The sequence below is a fragment of the Curtobacterium sp. MMLR14_010 genome (assembly GCF_001865015.1).
Classification (GTDB): domain Bacteria; phylum Actinomycetota; class Actinomycetes; order Actinomycetales; family Microbacteriaceae; genus Curtobacterium.
Genome location: NZ_MJGV01000057.1, coordinates 134,651 through 151,108 on the forward strand (window position 1 = coordinate 134,651; position 16,458 = coordinate 151,108).

At 73.3% G+C, this 16,458-nt stretch carries 21 protein-coding genes; 12 read left to right on the plus strand and 9 right to left on the minus strand.

Features of this window, described 5'->3' with window-relative positions:
* Positions 1 to 100: 100 nt before the first annotated feature.
* The 4 genes from BIU98_RS13250 to BIU98_RS19515 all read right to left on the minus strand — a co-directional run bounded on the left by BIU98_RS13250 (position 101) and on the right by BIU98_RS19515 (position 3,325).
* Positions 101 to 682 carry a hypothetical protein gene (locus tag BIU98_RS13250; protein WP_139200728.1) on the minus strand — a complete coding sequence of 194 codons (582 nt, stop codon included), beginning with the start codon at positions 680 to 682 and terminating at the stop codon, positions 101 to 103.
* Positions 683 to 981: 299 nt separating this feature from the next.
* Positions 982 to 1,629 (minus strand): response regulator transcription factor, encoded by a 648-nt coding sequence (locus BIU98_RS13255; protein ID WP_071276804.1) that lies wholly within the window; start codon positions 1,627 to 1,629, stop codon positions 982 to 984.
* Positions 1,626 to 2,828: a sensor histidine kinase gene (locus BIU98_RS13260; protein ID WP_083393243.1), complete on the minus strand. Its 1,203-nt coding sequence runs from the start codon at positions 2,826 to 2,828 to the stop codon at positions 1,626 to 1,628. The genes BIU98_RS13255 and BIU98_RS13260 overlap by 4 nt, the downstream gene beginning before the upstream one ends.
* The gene (locus tag BIU98_RS19515; protein WP_071276806.1) at positions 2,825 to 3,325 is read right to left on the minus strand and encodes a hypothetical protein; all 501 of its coding nucleotides are present in this window, start codon (positions 3,323 to 3,325) and stop codon (positions 2,825 to 2,827) included. Before BIU98_RS19515 ends, BIU98_RS13260 begins: the two co-directional genes overlap by 4 nt.
* Positions 3,326 to 3,455: 130 nt before the next feature.
* Between BIU98_RS19515 and BIU98_RS13270 the strand changes: the two genes are divergently transcribed.
* From BIU98_RS13270 to BIU98_RS13290, 5 genes are all read left to right on the plus strand, one after another.
* Positions 3,456 to 4,298: a spermidine synthase gene (locus BIU98_RS13270; protein ID WP_071276808.1), complete on the plus strand. Its 843-nt coding sequence runs from the start codon at positions 3,456 to 3,458 to the stop codon at positions 4,296 to 4,298.
* A gap of 96 nt (positions 4,299 to 4,394) precedes the next feature.
* The gene (locus tag BIU98_RS13275) at positions 4,395 to 5,132 is read left to right on the plus strand and encodes a DUF4064 domain-containing protein (RefSeq protein ID WP_071276810.1); all 738 of its coding nucleotides are present in this window, start codon (positions 4,395 to 4,397) and stop codon (positions 5,130 to 5,132) included.
* Between the two features lie 99 nt (positions 5,133 to 5,231).
* Positions 5,232 to 6,071 (plus strand): hypothetical protein, encoded by an 840-nt coding sequence (locus BIU98_RS13280; protein WP_071276813.1) that lies wholly within the window; start codon positions 5,232 to 5,234, stop codon positions 6,069 to 6,071.
* Positions 6,068 to 6,538 carry a SprT-like domain-containing protein gene (locus tag BIU98_RS13285; RefSeq protein WP_071276814.1) on the plus strand — a complete coding sequence of 157 codons (471 nt, stop codon included), beginning with the start codon at positions 6,068 to 6,070 and terminating at the stop codon, positions 6,536 to 6,538. The genes BIU98_RS13280 and BIU98_RS13285 overlap by 4 nt, the downstream gene beginning before the upstream one ends.
* A 9-nt stretch (positions 6,539 to 6,547) precedes the next feature.
* Positions 6,548 to 7,243, plus strand: coding sequence for a CGNR zinc finger domain-containing protein (locus tag BIU98_RS13290; protein WP_071276816.1), 696 nt, complete (start codon positions 6,548 to 6,550; stop codon positions 7,241 to 7,243).
* A gap of 7 nt (positions 7,244 to 7,250) precedes the next feature.
* On the opposite strand, the gene BIU98_RS13295 is transcribed toward BIU98_RS13290, so the two are convergent.
* Positions 7,251 to 7,820: a hypothetical protein gene (locus BIU98_RS13295; RefSeq protein WP_071276818.1), complete on the minus strand. Its 570-nt coding sequence runs from the start codon at positions 7,818 to 7,820 to the stop codon at positions 7,251 to 7,253.
* Between the two features lie 126 nt (positions 7,821 to 7,946).
* Between BIU98_RS13295 and BIU98_RS13300 the strand changes: the two genes are divergently transcribed.
* Positions 7,947 to 9,200, plus strand: coding sequence for an Nramp family divalent metal transporter (locus tag BIU98_RS13300; RefSeq protein ID WP_139200730.1), 1,254 nt, complete (start codon positions 7,947 to 7,949; stop codon positions 9,198 to 9,200).
* Between the two features lie 8 nt (positions 9,201 to 9,208).
* On the opposite strand, the gene BIU98_RS13305 is transcribed toward BIU98_RS13300, so the two are convergent.
* Positions 9,209 to 9,511 carry a DUF427 domain-containing protein gene (locus BIU98_RS13305; protein WP_071276822.1) on the minus strand — a complete coding sequence of 101 codons (303 nt, stop codon included), beginning with the start codon at positions 9,509 to 9,511 and terminating at the stop codon, positions 9,209 to 9,211.
* Between the two features lie 58 nt (positions 9,512 to 9,569).
* On the minus strand, positions 9,570 to 10,175 hold the full coding sequence (locus BIU98_RS13310) for a hypothetical protein (protein WP_071276824.1): 606 nt from the start codon (positions 10,173 to 10,175) through the stop codon (positions 9,570 to 9,572).
* 96 nt (positions 10,176 to 10,271) lie between these two features.
* Between BIU98_RS13310 and BIU98_RS13315 the strand changes: the two genes are divergently transcribed.
* From BIU98_RS13315 to BIU98_RS13330, 4 genes are all read left to right on the plus strand, one after another.
* Complete coding sequence (locus BIU98_RS13315; protein WP_071276826.1) at positions 10,272 to 10,904, plus strand: GNAT family N-acetyltransferase; 633 nt, start codon at positions 10,272 to 10,274, stop codon at positions 10,902 to 10,904.
* Between the two features lie 44 nt (positions 10,905 to 10,948).
* Positions 10,949 to 11,425 (plus strand): hypothetical protein, encoded by a 477-nt coding sequence (locus BIU98_RS13320; RefSeq protein WP_071276844.1) that lies wholly within the window; start codon positions 10,949 to 10,951, stop codon positions 11,423 to 11,425.
* 223 nt (positions 11,426 to 11,648) lie between these two features.
* On the plus strand, positions 11,649 to 12,242 hold the full coding sequence (locus BIU98_RS13325; RefSeq protein ID WP_071277090.1) for a DUF1684 domain-containing protein: 594 nt from the start codon (positions 11,649 to 11,651) through the stop codon (positions 12,240 to 12,242).
* Positions 12,243 to 12,253: 11 nt separating this feature from the next.
* On the plus strand, positions 12,254 to 12,619 hold the full coding sequence (locus BIU98_RS13330; protein ID WP_071276846.1) for a GntR family transcriptional regulator: 366 nt from the start codon (positions 12,254 to 12,256) through the stop codon (positions 12,617 to 12,619).
* Positions 12,620 to 12,655: 36 nt separating this feature from the next.
* Here the strand turns inward: BIU98_RS13330 and BIU98_RS13335 are convergent, their stop codons facing one another.
* Positions 12,656 to 13,474: an endo alpha-1,4 polygalactosaminidase gene (locus BIU98_RS13335; RefSeq protein ID WP_071276848.1), complete on the minus strand. Its 819-nt coding sequence runs from the start codon at positions 13,472 to 13,474 to the stop codon at positions 12,656 to 12,658.
* A 341-nt stretch (positions 13,475 to 13,815) separates the two neighbouring features.
* Between BIU98_RS13335 and BIU98_RS13340 the strand changes: the two genes are divergently transcribed.
* Positions 13,816 to 15,405, plus strand: coding sequence for a DEAD/DEAH box helicase (locus BIU98_RS13340; RefSeq protein WP_071276850.1), 1,590 nt, complete (start codon positions 13,816 to 13,818; stop codon positions 15,403 to 15,405).
* A 128-nt stretch (positions 15,406 to 15,533) separates the two neighbouring features.
* Entirely contained in the window at positions 15,534 to 15,734 is a 201-nt protein-coding gene (locus tag BIU98_RS13345; protein WP_071276852.1) for a CsbD family protein, read from the plus strand.
* An 81-nt stretch (positions 15,735 to 15,815) separates the two neighbouring features.
* On the opposite strand, the gene BIU98_RS13350 is transcribed toward BIU98_RS13345, so the two are convergent.
* Positions 15,816 to 16,364, minus strand: coding sequence for an NUDIX hydrolase family protein (locus BIU98_RS13350; protein WP_071276854.1), 549 nt, complete (start codon positions 16,362 to 16,364; stop codon positions 15,816 to 15,818).
* Positions 16,365 to 16,458: the final 94 nt, after the last annotated feature.

A 16,458-nucleotide genomic window follows, 5' to 3' on the forward strand; every position in this document is an offset into this window, starting at 1 on the left:
TCGCCAGGGCCGTGTATAAGCACGAGCAGGTCGTCACTGCTCCCGCTGGTCGCCGCCCCGCGATCGCCGTCGCGCCGCGGATCCGGAGGCGACCAGCCGCTCAGCCGAGCCGTTCGCGCTCGGCCTGCACCGAGCCTCCCGGCTGACCGGTCAGACCGGCCAGCGCACGGAACGCGTCCTCCGGACGACGCGTCCGGACGAAGGTGGTGCGGCCGCGGTCGTCGGTGAGCTCGATGCCGAGACCCGGCGTCAGCAGGAGCGCGCGCACCCCACGGCCGATGCGCAGGCCGATGCCGCCGAAGGTGGTCGCGTCGGCCTCGACCAGGCGCGCCTGGACGATCCGGCTGCGCCGGATCCGGCGCGGCGGCAGCGGACGGAAGTGCAGCGTGACGTGCCGCTCGGTGACGGTGAACCCGGCACGCGCGAGCAGGAGCAGCAGGCCGACGGTCACGGCGAGGACGCCCGGTACCAGGAGTGCGACCTCCGGCGCATCCCCCGGCCAGGCGAGGACGGCCGCCGACAGGGCGGTTCCGGCGCCGAGGAGCGCTGCACCGATCGCCCGCATCCAGAGCGGCGCCGCCTCGCGGTCGGCGTGGAACGGCCGGGAGGCTCGGCTCGGCCCCGTCGATCGGCTCGCGGTGACGCGACGGGGCGTCTGGATGCTCATGGTGTCGGCGGACAAGTGGGTCTCCTGGGGCGTGCGGTCCGGGGCGTGGGGCACCCAGGACGCGGTGTGTTCGGGGTCGGAGCGCACCGGGGCGCGCCGACGGCGCGGGTGCTGCGGCGCGACCCGTGGGTGGCGGCAGTGGGGGTGCGCGCCACGGCCTGCCGGATGCGGACCCGCCGGGAGTGACTCCGGGGGTCGACGCGCTCGGCGGACGACCCGTCGACGGTACGTCGCGTGCCTTGGCGTTCACTGTCCGTTCATGTGGACGCATCCACCCCAGAGCAGGGGACGCGCCACCGGGGGTCGCGTCCGTGTCAGCGCAGGACGAGGGCGACGGCCTCGGCGCGGGACCGCACCCCGAGCTTCTGGAACAGCTGGTTCACGTACGACTTCACGGTCGGCACGGTCAGGAACAGCTCGGCGGCGATCTCCGGGTTCGTCCGGCCGTCGGCGATGCGCTCGAGCACGTCGGCCTCGCGCGGGGTGAGCTCGGGGAAGCGCTCGCGGACCGACACCGGCGTCGGGGGTGTCGGGAGCTCCGGTGTGCCGAGCGCTGCGACGAGCCGGGCCCCGACCACGGCGTCGAAGGTCGACTGTCCCGAGGCCACCGCCCGGATCGCGGTCGCGATCTCCACGCGGCCCGCGTCCTTCGTCAGGTAGCCGCGGGCACCGGCGCGGAGGGCGGTCGTGATCGAGTCATCGTCGGCGAAGGTCGTCAGCACCAGGACCGCGACCTCGGGGTGCGCCGCCGTGATCTGCGCGGTGGCGGTCGGGCCGTCCACCACCGGCATGCGCAGGTCCATGAGGACGACGTCCGGTGTGAGCTCGGCCACGAGGGCGACCGCCTCGGCGCCGTCGGCGGCCTCGCCCACGACCGCGAGGTCCGGCACGAGCGACAGCACCGTCACCAGGCCGTCGCGGACGATGGCCTGGTCGTCGACGACGAGCACGCGGATGCTCACGCGGTGGCCTCCGTGCCGGACGGCGACACGGGCAGGTGCATCGCGACGACGAACGTGTCGTCGGTGCGCTCCGCGCGGATCGTGGCGTCGTCGCCGAGCTCGGCGAAGCGCTCGCGCATGCCGACGAGTCCGTGTCCGGGGTCGGCCAGGGGGTTCGTGACGACGACGTCGACGTGCCCCGTCGGTCCGGTCCGCTCGACGCTGAGCGTGACCGGGCGGCCGGGCGCGTGCCGGCGGGCGTTGCTGAGGGCCTCGCGGGTGGCAGCGACGACGGCGGCACGGTGGGCCGGGTCGAGTGCGGCCAGGGTGAGGTCACCGTCGACGCGCAGGTCGCCGCCGAAGGACCGGTGCGCGTCGACGAGGGGCGCGAGACCGGTCGGGGTGGTCGCCGCGGTCGTCCCCGGCCGGGAGGCTCGGTGCGGCTCCGGCACGTCGGCGGGAGCCGGGTCGTCCTCACGCAGCGCGCGGACCGCACGCCGCGCCTCGGCGAGACCGTCGACGGCGAGGGTGCGGGCGTCAGCCGCACGTCGGGTGGCGTCGTCGATCCGCCCGGCCTCGAGCAGGGCCTCGACCGCGTCGAGCTGCAGCACGAGCCCGCCGAGGGAGTGCGCGAGGACGTCGTGGACGTCCCTGGCCGCCCGGGACCGGTCGGCCAGGAGCTCGGCACGCTGCTGGTCCCGCTCGGCCTGGCGCGCCTGGAGCTCCGTGAGTCGGACCTGTCGGCGACTGAAGCCGACCAGCACGCCGAGCACGAGCCCACCGCAGGCAGCGAGGACGAACGCGACGGGCGTCCGTTCGAGGGTGGCGACGACGGCGATCTCGACGACCGCCGTCAGCACCGCGACCGTGCCGGTCCAGACGGGCAGGTCCGCGCTGGCCTGCAGGGCGACGATGCCGATGATCACCGGCACGAGCAGGAGCGCGTCGGTGGGCACGACGACGACGGCCCCGGCGACGACCATCACCACGGCGAGGGCGAACCCGGCTCGGGAGGAGCGCACGACCTCACGCCCCACCCACGCGGCGAGCGCCACGCCCCCGACCGCCCACACCCACGCGGGGTGGTGCAGGGCGAGGCCGTTGCGCACGAACCAGAACGTGACGGCGACGACCCCGACGGCGGTGAGCCCCCAGCCGAGACGCGAACGCGACCGGCCCCTGGTGAGGTCGGTCGGCTCGACACCGGAGAGGAGGGTCACCGGACCATCATGCCGCTGGCGCGGGAGGGGATGCGCTGGTCGACGACGAGCGCCCGGGCGGCCCGGTTGATCGCGAGCATGAGCAGGATCGCGCCGGTCGAGCTGAGCAGGTGGGCTCCGAGGTGGCCGCCGAGGACGTCGATGCCGATCCGGACGACGATGAGCACGATCCACAGCACGGCGCCCGCCGTACCGGTGCGGGACTGCAGCGTGCGGCCCTTGTCGTCGGGGGTGCCGACGGTGCGGAAGCGGGTCAGGCTGCCCATCGCGAGGCCGAGGCCGACGGACACGAGCGCCTCGATGCCGAGGAACACGACGTCGGTCGTGCCGATCGTCGCCGTGGACTGGGCGAGGACGACGATCCCGACGACCGCCATCACGAGCGGTGCACGCCAGATGCGGGCGGGGTCGAGGTACTGCCACGTCGCCTGGTGCCAGGCCAGGAAGCCGACGAGTGCGAGGCCGATGACGATGTTCGCGAGGAGTTGAGCCGACATGGTGTGCGCCTTCCGAAGTGTCCGGCGGGGGCTCCCTGCCGGTGGTCCCATCGTTCAACGAACGGCTCCGCAGCCCCACCACCCAGGGGTGGTGACCGGGATGGGGATGTCGGTGGTGTTCCATGGACCCATGGGTGATGCGTTCGACGGGTTCAAGCTCGGTGCGGGGTTCTCGGTGATCGAGCCCGACCGGCACCGGCCGGGGTCCTTCACGCTGGTGGTCGACGGCACGCCCCAGTCCCACGTGGACCTGGAGGACCCGACGCACCTGGCGTTCGAGTACATCCGGCGGATCGGGCACGCCATCGACCTGCTGCCGCCCGGGCCGATCACCGCGCTGCACCTCGGTGCTGGTGCCCTCACGCTCCCCCGGTACGTCGCGGTGACCCGGCCGGGGTCCCGCCAGCAGGTGGTCGAGCTCGAGCGCGACCTCGTCGACCAGGTGCGCGAGGTGCTGCCGTTCCCCCGCGGCGCCTCGATCCGCGTGCGGTACGGCGACGCCCGCGAGGTCCTCGGCAAGCTGCCGAACGGGCTGCACGGCACGGTCGACCTCGCCGTCGTGGACGTCTTCGGCGGCTCGCGGATCCCGGCGCACGTGACGAGTGTCGAGTTCTACCGCGAGGTCGCCGCGTTCCTCTCCCCCACCGGGATCGTCGCGGTGAACGTCGCCGACGGTGCCGGTCTCGCGTTCGCCCGCGGCCAGGCGTCGACGTTGCAGTCCGTGCTGCCCTCGGTCGCGGCGGTCGCGGACACCGGCATGCTCAAGGGCCGGCGCTTCGGGAACATCGTCCTCCTCGGCTCGCCGACCGACCTGCCCGTGGCCGACATGCCGCGCCGGTACTCCTCGGACCCGATGCCGGCGAAGGTCGTGCACGGGGCTGAGCTGCGGGCGTTCATCGCCGGGGCGCCCATCGTCACCGACGCCACGGCGGTCGCGTCCCCGGAGCCGAACCGGTCCGTCTTCGGGGCGTAGCCCACCGGCGCTCTCGGGCAACCGGGCGGTCCCGCTGCCAGGATGGACGCTGGACGACCGCGCAGGTGCGCGACCGAACGAGACGGGGAAGCCCTCATGACGAACGACGACCGGAGCAACGACGACCGGCCTCGCTACGGCGAGCGCATCACGCCGGACTCGACGCCGCAGTACGGCGAGCAGCAGCAGTACGGCCAGCAGCAGGGCCAGCAGGGCCAGCAGGGCCAGCAGTACGGCCAGCAGCAGGGGGACCAGTCCGGGCAGCAGTACGGCCAGCAGCAGCAGTACGGCCAGTACGGGCAGCAGCAGGGCCAGCAGTCGGACGCCCCCTCGTGGGGCGGCCAGCAGCACCAGCCGCAGCACCAGCAGCAGTACGGGTCGGCCCCGGCGTCGTCCGGCGGCCCCGCGTGGCAGCAGCACCACGAGCCCGTCACGAAGAAGCCGACCGTCGGCCGCATCGCCTTCGTCGCCTCGGTCGTCGCACTCGTCCTCGGCATCATCGGTGGGTCGATCCTCGGCACGGCACTCGGTGCCACCGGCGTCATCCGCGACCTCGCGCAGAGCGGTGGCGCCGCGAGCCCGACCGAACAGCAGGAGCTCCAGCGGCAGCTCCAGGACTCGCTGATGAACTCCGCGAACGGCGGCCAGTTCGCCATCGGCAGCGTCTTCATGTGGGTGGCCACGCTGTTCGGCCTCTGGGGCATCGTGCAGGGCATCGTCGCGATCGCCACCAAGCGCGGCCGTCGCTGGGGTGTCTTCGCGATCATCCTCGCCGTCGTCGCGTTCATCGTGGCGTTCGTCGTGTACATCGGGGTCGCGGTCTCCGGTTCCTGACCGGACCCACCCTCGAAGGCCCGTCCCGCACTGCGCGAGGCGGGCCTTCGGCGTGTGGCAGCGGTCACTCCCGGGTGAGCCCGGTTACCCTCGACCCTGATGTCCAACCCGCCCGAAGACCGCCAGCACCTCGACCGGGACGACCACGCCCGGGAACCGCGTCACGCGGCCCCCGGAAGCGCGAGCGTCAGCCCCGGCAGCACCTTCGCGCCCATCAGTCTGCGCCCCGCCGTGGACGTACAGGCCGTGCAGGACCGCCTCCGTGACCTCGGCCAGAGCCGCAGCACGGACGCCCTCGCCGAGCGCGCCGAGCTGATGCGGCTGCTCGGCCGTCTCGACGAAGCCCTCGTGCTGGCCGAGGAGGTCTTCCGCCTGACGATGTTCACGGGGGAACGCTCCGACAAGGTCGCCGCCCGCATCCGCCGCGCCCACGTCCTGCACGACCTGGGTCGCCACGAGCGCGCCGCGAGCGAGGCCGCCATGGCACGCGACACCGCCACGACCGAGGAGTGGCCGGAGCTCGAGGGCGCCGCCGCCGAGATCGAGGGCTGGTCCCTGTTCGAGCTCTCCCGCTTCGACGAGGCCCGCGAGGTCCTGGCGCGCTCGTACGAGGCCTTCCGCGCTGCCGGGGCGCCGTCCGAGCGCACCGACGCCCTGCGCACCGCGGTCGAGGCCGCCATGCGCGCGTCGATCGCCCAGCCCGCCGCGACCGGCACGAAGCACCGCGACGCAGCAGACCGTCCCCGGACGGCCCGCGAGGTCGCCGCCCGCCGCGAGACCGACCCGGTCACCCGGGTGGCCGAGCCGGTGAAGGAGGTGCCGCCGATCCGTCGTCGGGTCCTCGGTGCCCCCGACGCGGCCCGGACCGAGGGCGACAGCATCTGGGGCAAGCTGACCGGGCGTTCGGACCGCTCGCGCCCCACCGACACCGACCGGTGACCTCGCTCGACCAGGTCCGCGACCGGGCCGAGGAGCTGCTGCGCCTGCACCTCGGCGGCGGTTCGTGGTCGTTCGGCTTCGACCACGCGAAGACCCGCGCCGGGCAGTGCGACTTCGCGAAGCGCCGGATCACGGTCAGCCGGCACCTGGCGGCACGGTTCTCCGACGAGGACGTCGAGCAGGTCCTGCTGCACGAGGTCGCCCACGCGCTGAGCGGCGCCCGCGCCGGACACGGACCGACCTGGCGGCGCACCGCTCGGTCGATCGGGTACACCGGGTCGCGGCTGCACGACGGGCCGATCGCCAGCGAGCTCGCGCCGTGGGTGGGGACCTGCCCTGCCGGCCACGAGCACTACCGCTACCGGACGCCGACCAGACCCCTGGCCTGCGCGAAGTGCTCCCGGCGGTTCGACGAGCGTCACCTCATCACGTGGGCTCGCCAACAGGAGCGCGAACCGACCTACTAGCCTGGCCGGATGCACACGGGGCAGCACATCCGCACGGACTCGGGCTCGTCGTGGTTCTTCGACGCCGGACGGATCGCGCTCGACTTCGCGCACACCGGTGGCTTCGCCGACGACCCCGACGGCCGACGCCCGCGGTCACGGCTCGGCGAGCTCCTGATGACGCCGGCCGACCTCGACGAGTGGCTCAGCGAGCACACCGAGCCCATCGACGTCGGCGCGAACGCCCGCGAGCTCCAGGACGCCCGCGCCCTCCGTGCCGCCATCGGCCGCCTCGCGGTCGCGGCAGCCCCCGCACCGGCCTCGTCCGCGGCGGACCGGGCCGCCGTGGCGGCAGGACTCCGCGCTGGTGGCGGCCGCACGCGTCCCACGCCCGACGACATCGACACCGTCAACCTGTTCGCCGCCCTGCCGGACGTGCCCCCGAGCCTCCCGGGTGGACGGCGCCGGGCCGGCGCCAACCGTGTCCGGCTCACCCAGGCGCTGTCGAGCGTCGCTCGCGACGCCGTGTCCCTGTTCACCGAGGTCGGCTTCGACGACGTCGAGGCCGACGGCCGACCCACCCGGCTGAGCCGGTGCTCGGCGCCGGACTGCGGGCTGGTGTTCTACGACTCCTCGCGCGGCGGCACCCGTCGCTGGTGCGCGATGCAGCGCTGCGGCAACCGCGCCAAGGTGCGCGCACACCGCGCCCGTCGCGCGGCGGCCTGACCCGCTGCTACGCGTCGGATGCGCGCCAGGTGATCGTCGAGTCGCCTTCCAGGCCCTCGTCGACCGGTGCTGCGCGCAGGTAGCTGACCGCGTCGACGGTGCTGCCCCGCGGTGCGAGGAGGACGGCGCAGACGTCAGCGGTCCCGTCGGCGGTGAGCGCCTCGGCGATCGCCGATCGGTCGAACGGGCAGGCGTCCTGCAGGACGGCGTTCCGGTCGGCCGGGTCGAGCTCGGGACCCGCCTGCAGCCGGTCGCCGGCGCGGAGTCCCCAGGCGTCGTTGGCCAGGTCGCCGACGGCGTCCGTGTCGAAGGTGCCGCTCTCGGTGCGCACGGTGAAGTGCGCCAGGTAGGCGTCGTCCCCCTTCGGGTCGAGCCCGAACTGGTCCATCGCCCGGGCGGTCACACGCTCCACCTTCGTTGCCCGGATGTCGAGCTGGCCGTGGAACGCGGAGCCGTTGAGCTTCGTGGTCACGGCGTCGCCGAGGTCGTGGCCGCCCTGGGCGCACCCGGTGAGCGTCATGGCGGCGGCGATGGTGAGCGCCCCAGCCGTGGTCAGTCGTGCTGCGGTCCCCTGCATGGTCGACCACGGTAGTCAGCCGGGAGGCTCGGGGCACGTCCTCGACGGAAGCTCGGCTGTCCGTCGGGTTGCGAACGACCGAATTCCGGGATTCGGCCTCCCGAATCCTCTGGCATGCTCGGCACCATGACCGACATCGTCACCCCGCGCCGTGCACCCGCCGGCGGTCCGCGGAAGCGTGCGGCCGGCCTGACGCTCCTCGGGCCCGCGTTCGTCGCCGCGATCGCCTACGTCGACCCCGGCAACGTCGCCGCGAACCTCACCGCGGGGGCGCAGTACGGCTACCTGCTGCTCTGGGTCCTCGTCGCCGCGAACGCCAGCGCCGTGGTCGTCCAGTACCTGTCCGCCAAGCTCGGGGTGGTCACCGGACGGTCGCTGCCGGAGCTGCTCGGGCTGAAGATGCGCCGGACCCCGCGGCTGCTGTTCTGGGCGCAGGCCGAGGTGGTGGCCGCCGCGACCGACGTGGCCGAGGTGATCGGCGGCGCGCTGGCCCTGCACCTGCTGTTCGGCCTGCCGCTCGTCGTCGGTGGCGTCATCACCGGGGTCGTCTCGATGGCGATCCTCGTGCTGCAAAACCGGCGGGGCGCCCGCACGTTCGAGGTCGTCGTCACGTCGATGCTCGCGATCCTGACCGTGGGCTTCTGCGCGGGGCTGCTCTTCGCACAGGTGTCACCGGGTGAGCTGGTGTCCGGCCTGGTCCCGCGGTTCGAGGGCACCCGGTCGGTGATGCTCGCAGCGTCGATGCTCGGGGCGACGGTGATGCCGCACGCGGTGTACCTGCACTCAGCCCTCGCCCGCGACCGGCACGGCGACACCCCCGCGGGACCGGAGCGCCGGCGGGTCCTCGTCGCGACGCGGTGGGACGTCGCGCTGGCACTGATCGTCGCGGGCGGCGTGAACGTCTGCATGCTCGTGCTCGCCGCGGCGACGCTGCCGGGGGTCGCCGGCACGGACACCATCCCGGGCGCGCAGGCCGCGATCGCCGCGAACGTCGGGCCGGTCGTCGGGGTGCTCTTCGCCGTGGGGCTGCTCGCGTCGGGCCTGGCCTCGACCTCGGTGGGCTGCATGGCCGGCGCGGAGATCATGCACGGGCTGCTGCACGTGCGGGTCCCGCTGCTCGCCCGGCGCCTGGTGACCCTGGTGCCGGCGCTCGTCCTGCTGGCGGTCGGCGCCGACCCGACGATGCTGCTCGTGGTGAGCCAGGTCGTGCTGAGCTTCGGGATCGCCTTCGCGCTCGTGCCGCTCGTGGTCTACACGTCCAGGCGGAGCGTCATGGGCACCGACGTCAACGCCGCGATCACCCGCGTCGTGGCGTGGGTGATCGCGGCGGTGATCGTCGCGTTGAACGTGGCCCTGGTGGTGCTCACGTTCGTCGGCTGAGCCCGGGGCTACTCGACGACGCGGACGCCCTTCCAGAACGCCACGTAGCCGCTGTAGTCCTTGCCCACCCGGTCGAAGGACGACGGGATCGGGGTCGGGTACGACCAGGCGCTGTCCTTGAGCGACTGCCCGTCGACGTTCACGGTGAAGTACTGCGTGTCGCCCTTCCACGGGCAGTGGTACTGCGTGTCGGTCTCGGTGAAGAGCTCGGTCTTCACGCTCGACGGCGGGAAGTACCAGTTGCCCTCGATCTTGATGAGGTCGTCCTCGGATGCCTCTGCGATGACGGTGTCGCCGACGACTGCCTTCATGATGTGCTCCTCGTGCCGTGCCCGCGATCCGGTGACCGCTGGCGTGATGGCTGGAACGCTACGCCCGGCTGGTGTGTTCCCCGGGCCGGACGGTCAGGAGCTCCGGCCCCGAGGCGAGCGCCGCCTGCACCCGCTCCGGTCCGAGCTCCCGCGCCGCCTCGGACGCGGAGACCAGGTGGCGGACGGCCCGTCGGAGTCCGGTGAACGCGGCGCAGGCGGCGGCGGCCTCCGGCGAGCAGTGGTCGATCCCGACCGCCGTCAGCGCGTCGACGACGGCACCGGCGCCGAGCAGGTCCTCGACGGCGAAACCGGGAGCGTCCGGCACGTCGACGGACTCCCCGGCCGCCTCGGCGGCGTCGTCCCCGACGGGCGTCGGAGCGGTGCCGGCAGCGATCACCGCGACGACACAGCGGTCACCGAGAGCAGCCTGGAGGCTCGTCACGCGGTCCGCGACCGTCGTCGCGTTGCCGAGGTGGCCGACGACGACCTCCGCCCCGGCCGGCACCGCGCGGCGCACGGCCCGGTGGGTGGCGTCGTCGTCGGCGCCCGGCGACGGCAGGACGTCCGTCCAGACGACCAGGTGCGCCCCGACGGCGACCCGACGGGCATCGGCGATGCCCCACCCGAAGCGGACCTGGTACTGCTGCTGGCCTCGTTCACGCACCTCGTCACGATAACCGCTGTGGAGGACCTGTCCTTCTTCACAGGTGATGCGCTCTCGCACCGTTCGGCAGCAGGGCCGCCAGTACGATCGACTCCCATGGAGATCGCCCCCGCACCGACCCTGACCGGTGACCGCGTCACGCTCGAGCCACTCGGCCCCGAGCACGCGGACGACCTCCGCGCGGCGGTCGCCGACGGGGACCTCTGGCGCACCTGGTACACGGCGATCCCCTCCCCGGCGCAGGTCGACGACGAGATCGAGCGGCGTCTGGCCGAGCAGACCGCCGGCCGGATGGTGCCGTTCGCCGTGCGCGACCGGCCGACCGGGCGCGTGGTGGGCTCGACGACGTTCATGGCGGTCGACACCGCCAACCGCCGGGTCGAGATCGGGTCGACGTTCCTGGCGCGGTCGGCGCAGCGGTCCGGGATCAACACCGAGTCGAAGCTGCTGATGCTCTCGCAGGCGTTCGACGTCTGGCAGTGCATCGCGGTCGAGTTCCGCACGCACTGGCACAACCAGCAGTCCCGCGCCGCGATCGCCCGGCTCGGCGCCAAGCAGGACGGTGTCCTCCGCAACCACCAGATCGGGCGGGACGGCACCCTCCGCGACACCGTGGTCTTCTCGATCACCGCGTCCGAGTGGCCCACCGTCCGGCTGTCCCTGGCCGAGCGCCTCCGGCAGCACGACCGGGCCGAGGGCTCCCGTCGGCGCTCCGCCCGGCACGCCTGACCCGGCACGGGCCGGCAGCAGCGCCGCGGCGTACGGTCGGCGTCATGCACGTCGGTCTCCGCCTCGTCCTCGACGCCCCGGTCGCGTCCGTCCGTGACGCCCTGATGGCCCCGGCGGTGATGGTGGGCGTGACCAAGCCGTTCCTGGTCTACCGCTCGCTCGCCCCCGAGGGCTTCCCGCGCCGCTGGACCCCCGGGCAGCCGCACCCGATCGCCGCGAGTGCCTTCGGCGTCGTGCCGAGCGGTGCGAGCCACGTGGACATCGACCGGTACGAGGTCGACGGCGTCCCCGTGCAGCGCGACAACGGCGGCGGCACGAGCGGCCTGTTCGCCCGGATGGACATGCGGCATCGGATGGCCGCGACCGAGCTCCCCGACGGGAAGACCCTGTTCGTCGACCGGCTCGACTACCGGATGCGTCCGGCCGTGCTCGGCATCGCGCTCTGGCCCGGCATGTGGGTCATCTGGCAGTGGCGGGCGATCCGGATGCGGGCGCAGGCGCCGTCCTGGCCGCCGGCCTGACGGCACACTGCCGACCGACGCGGCACCGCCGCGTTGACCGGACTCGCGTCGCTGAGCCGCCCCGTGCCGTGGACCTGTCACGGAGCGGGCTGGACAGGACACGCCGACCGGACCCGGGCCTCCCGTCAGCCCTGGTGGCCGGGAGCGCGACGGGCGTAGCCTCGTCCCTGTGAGCCAGACGCGCCCCCAGGAGCCGACGACCGACGACCGCGTGCACAGCACGATGGCGACCGTGGACTGGCGGCGCATGACGTTCGACCTGTACCGCCGGGTCCGCGCGACAGCCGACCCGGAGACGGCACACGCGCTGTGGCGCGAGACCCGTGACGCGATGTTCGCCGAGCACCCCGCCAGCCCGCTCCTCGACGAGGACGCCCGCGACTTCGAGGAGCTCCCCGTGCCGGCGTACGACCCGGCGTGGCGCTTCCGGGCCCGCATCGAGGCCGCCGAGCCGCAGGTGCTCGACGTCGAGACGGGCACCGACGGCATCGTGCACTTCGACCGCCTCGGCGTGGTCTCCCTGGCCGGCATCGGCACGCTCGACGTGTGGTCCCACGGCGGCTACGCGGGCGGCGTCTTCGTGCCCGTCAAGGACGCCAGTGCCGGCAAGGCGCGCGGCACGTACGGCGGTGGGCGCTACCTGCTCGACACGATCAAGGGCTCCGACCTCGGTGGGGACGACGGCGAGCTCGTGCTCGACTTCAACTTCGCGTACAACCCCTCGTGCGCGTACGACCCGGCGTGGGCGTGCCCGCTCGCGCCTCCCGGCAACACCGTCGCGGTGCCGATCCCCGTCGGCGAGCAGTACGACTTCTAGGAGCTTCCGACATGTCGACGACGAGCCTGGTGGCACTCGACCCCGGCGGCCGCATCCCGCCCTTCGAACAGGTGCGCTCCCAGATCGCGGCGCAGATCGCCGCCGGCTACCTGGTCGACGGCGAACGGCTGCCGAGCGTGCGGTCGCTCGCGGACGACCTGCGACTCGCTCCCGGCACGGTCGCGAAGGCGTACCAGCTGCTCGAGGAGTCGGGGCTCGTGCAGACCGCGCGCGGAGCCGGCACCCGCGTGGTCCGGCCGGCAGCGGTGCCGGACGAGGTCGCCGCGGCGATCCGTGCGGTGGTCACCGAGGCCCGTGCAGCGGGGCTCTCCGCCGACCAGGCGGCCGCCGCGCTCCGGGACGCCTGGCCCGCGTAGGGACCACGTCCGCTGGACGCGGCGGATCCGCTGCGCTCAGCAGTGGCGGAAGACGTACGCCGAGTCGCCCTTCGGCACCAGGTCGCGATCGCGCAGGATCGTCATCGCCGGTCGGTCCCGCATCGCGCACACGGCCGACCACGTCGGCTTCAGCGTGTCCGCGTACTCGACGTCGATGACCCGCTTGCCGTAGACGTCCGTGTACGCCGAGCACTCCCGGTACTGCACGCACTCCTCGGCGACCGCGAAGTCGAACCCGGCGGTCCGCTTGCCGGCCGTGCCGAGCTGCGGGGTGTTCTTCTGCGCCGCCGCCATCCCCTCGCGGTGCACCGCCGCGACGAGGGACTTCGCCAGCGCGACGTTGCCCGCCCGCGTCAGCGCGCCCTTCGACCGGGTCCACGAGTCGAGGTTGTCGAACTCGACGGCGTCGAAGCCCCGGTCCGCACAGCGGGTGATCGCCTTCCCGATGACCTTCGTGATCACAGCACGCTTCGCCGCGGTGCGGGTGTCGAGGAGCATCTCGTCCGGCCAACCGGGGTCGGACACGGGCTTCCCGCTCGCGGTGCGGAGGACCGCGGAGGGGTACCGCTCCTTCCACATCGCGGCGTCCCCAGGCTGCGTCTGGAAGCCGTTGACGTAGCAGATGCCGTAGGTGCCCTTCGCCGGGCGCTCGGTGCTGTCGCGCTCGACGACGGTCACGCCGGACGGCGGCGTGTACGCCCCGCCGAGCTGGTAGTCCGGCACGCCCGAGGTCGGGAGGGGCTCGGGGCTGGCGGCGGCGTCGGTCGCGCAGCCGGCGGTGCCGACCAGGGTGACGAGGAGGACGGCGGGGAGCAGGAGGGAACGGAGACGCACGACGACCAGGGTCCCATGCGGTGCCTGCTCTTCCGCCGGGTCCCGTCGGAGCGCTACACTGGCCGTACTCGAGGCGCCGATCGCCTCGTGCGTCGTACGGACGCCCCCGAAACCTCCCGGTCGAACTCGACCGATGCGTATCGCGCACCACCGCTCCCCCGGAACCCGTCCGGGTGGGACACCGGTGCCAGGCTCTCTGCTGCGGCGACAGTGCCCGCACCTCCGTGTCCTCTCCAGCAGAGGACGAGCCCGCTCCCCGAGCGGACGACGGACGCGGACATGATCCCGCCCGCGCGCCGATCGAGCGCGCACCACGGCCAAATCCGGCCCGAAAGGTCGTCATGACCAACCCCATCGAAGACATCCGTTTCTCCGACCTCGGCGTCCCCGCCCCCATGGTCGACGTGCTCGTCAGCCAGGGCAAGGAGAACGCCTTCCCGATCCAGGCGGACACGCTCCCCGACTCCCTCAAGGGCAAGGACGTGCTCGGCCGCGGTCGCACCGGCTCCGGCAAGACCATCGCATTCGCGATCCCCCTCGTCGCCCGTCTCGCGGCGAACCCGCAGAAGCGCCGCCCGGGCCGCCCCCGCGCCCTGGTGCTCGCCCCGACCCGTGAGCTCGCGACGCAGATCGACGCCGTGCTCGCCCCCCTCGCCAAGGCGATGGGCCTCACCACCACGACGATCTTCGGCGGCGTCTCGCAGGGCCGTCAGGTCGAGGCCCTCCGCAGCGGCGTCGACATCGTCGTCGCCTGCCCCGGCCGCCTCGCCGACCTCATGCAGCAGGGCCACGCCCACCTCGACGCGATCGACGTCACCGTCCTCGACGAGGCCGACCACATGGCCGACATGGGCTTCCTGCCCGGTGTGACCAAGATCATGCAGGCCACGCCGGAGCGCGGGCAGCGCATGCTCTTCTCCGCCACGCTCGACAACGGCGTGGACAAGCTCGTCAAGAAGTTCCTGCACAACCCGGTGATGCACTCCGTCGACGACGAGTCCAGCCCCGTCGAGGCGATGACCCACCACGTGTTCGAGGTCGCCGACGCCGACGGCAAGAAGGACCTCGTCCAGACCCTCGCCTCGGGCACCGGTCGTCGCATCCTCTTCATGCGCACGAAGCACCACGCCAAGCGCCTGGCGAAGCAGCTCTCCTCGCAGGGCATCCCCGCGGTGGACCTGCAGGGCAACCTGTCGCAGGGTGCTCGTGAGCGCAACCTCGCCAAGTTCTCCGCCGGTGAGGCCCTCGTCCTCGTCGCCACCGACGTCGCCGCCCGCGGTGTGCACGTCGACAACGTCGAGCTCGTCGTGCACGTCGACCCGCCGACCGAGCACAAGGCGTACCTGCACCGCTCGGGCCGCACCGCCCGTGCCGGTTCGTCCGGTGACGTCGTCACCGTGGTGATGCCCGCCGAGCGTCGCGACGTCGCGCAGATGATGCGCAAGGCCGCGATCTCCGTCGCACCGCAGCAGGTCACCCCGCGGTCCGCGCCGGTGCTCGAGCTCGTCGGCGAGATCGCCCCGATCCGCCACGTGGCCGAGGCGCCCGTCCAGCAGCAGCAGCCGCAGCGCCGTCAGCAGTCCTCCGCCGCCGGCTCGTCGTCCGCCGGTCGCGGTCGTGGCCGCGGTGGCCGCACCGGAGGCTCGGCTCCGGCCGCGCAGTCCAGCTCGGCCGGCAACGGCTCGGGTTCGGGTCGTCGCGGCGGTCGTGCCGCCGAGGGCGCGTCCGCCTCGTCCGCCGGCTCGACCGGCCAGCGTCGTTCCGGTGGCGCCCCCCGTCGCGCCGGCAGTGACTCGCCTCGCGGCGGCTCGGCGCAGGTCTGGTCCTCCGACGGTGGCTACGCCCCCGGTCGCGCAGCCGGCACCGAGTCCAGCGGCAACCGTCGTGGTGGCTCGCGCCGCGCCTCCCGTCCGGCCGGCACCGGACGCTGACCGACCGCTCTGACGGAACCTGGACGGGCCCTGCGAACGAATGTCCGCAGAGCGCGTACGGTTCTGGTCATCGGAGGGCGCGAGAGCGACCACCGGTGGTTTTGTCCGACGACGGAAGGGGCCGCCACATGGCAGGCATCGACGACATCAAGAACGCCGCTGAGAAAGCGGCCGGCAAGGTCAAGGAAGCCGTCGGCAACACGACGGACAACGACCGGCTGAAGGCCGAGGGTCAGACCGACCAGGCCAAGGCCTCGACCAAGCAGGGTGCGACCGACGTCAAGGACGCCGCGCACGGCGTGGCCGACAGCTTCAAGAACGACAAGTAGGACCAAGCCGGTCTCGACAGACCGCGCTGCGAAGCCCCCGGGACCATCGGTCCCGGGGGCTTCGTCGTGCGCAGTGCGGTGCTAGAGCAGGGCGCCGACCGAGGCGAGCCCGGCGCGCATGAGGGCGCCGCGGCCGCCCTCCATCTCCTCGGAGACGGCGATCGAGGCGGCCTCCATCGGGCTCATCCACGTCAGCTCGAGGGCGTCCTGCCGCGGCTCGCAGGTCCCGGTGACGGGCACGACGTAGGCCAGGGAGATCGCGTGCTGGCGCTCGTCCGTGTAGACCGAGGCACCGGGGAGCGGGAAGTACTCCGCCACGGTGAACGGCGCCGGGTTCGAGGGCAGCTGCGGGAACGCCATCGGCCCGAGGTCCTTCTCGAGGTGCCGGAACAGCGCGGTGCGGATCGACTCGCCGAACATGACACGTCCAGACACGAGCGTGCGGGCGATCGACCCGCTCGGGGCCACGCGGAGCAGCACGCCGACCTCGGTCACGACACCGAGTCCGTCGGTGCGCACGGGGATGGCTTCGACGTAGCAGATCGGCAGGCGACGGCGGACCATCGCGAGCTCCTCGTCGGACAGCCAGCCGGAGTCGGGGTCGGGATCGGGGGTGCGCGTCGAGGCCATGCTCCGTGTCTACCAGGCGGCGGGGCGAAGCAGGTGGAACGGCGCGAGGTGGTGGAGGGACCAGACGACGGACGGGAGGCTCCCCACCAGCTGG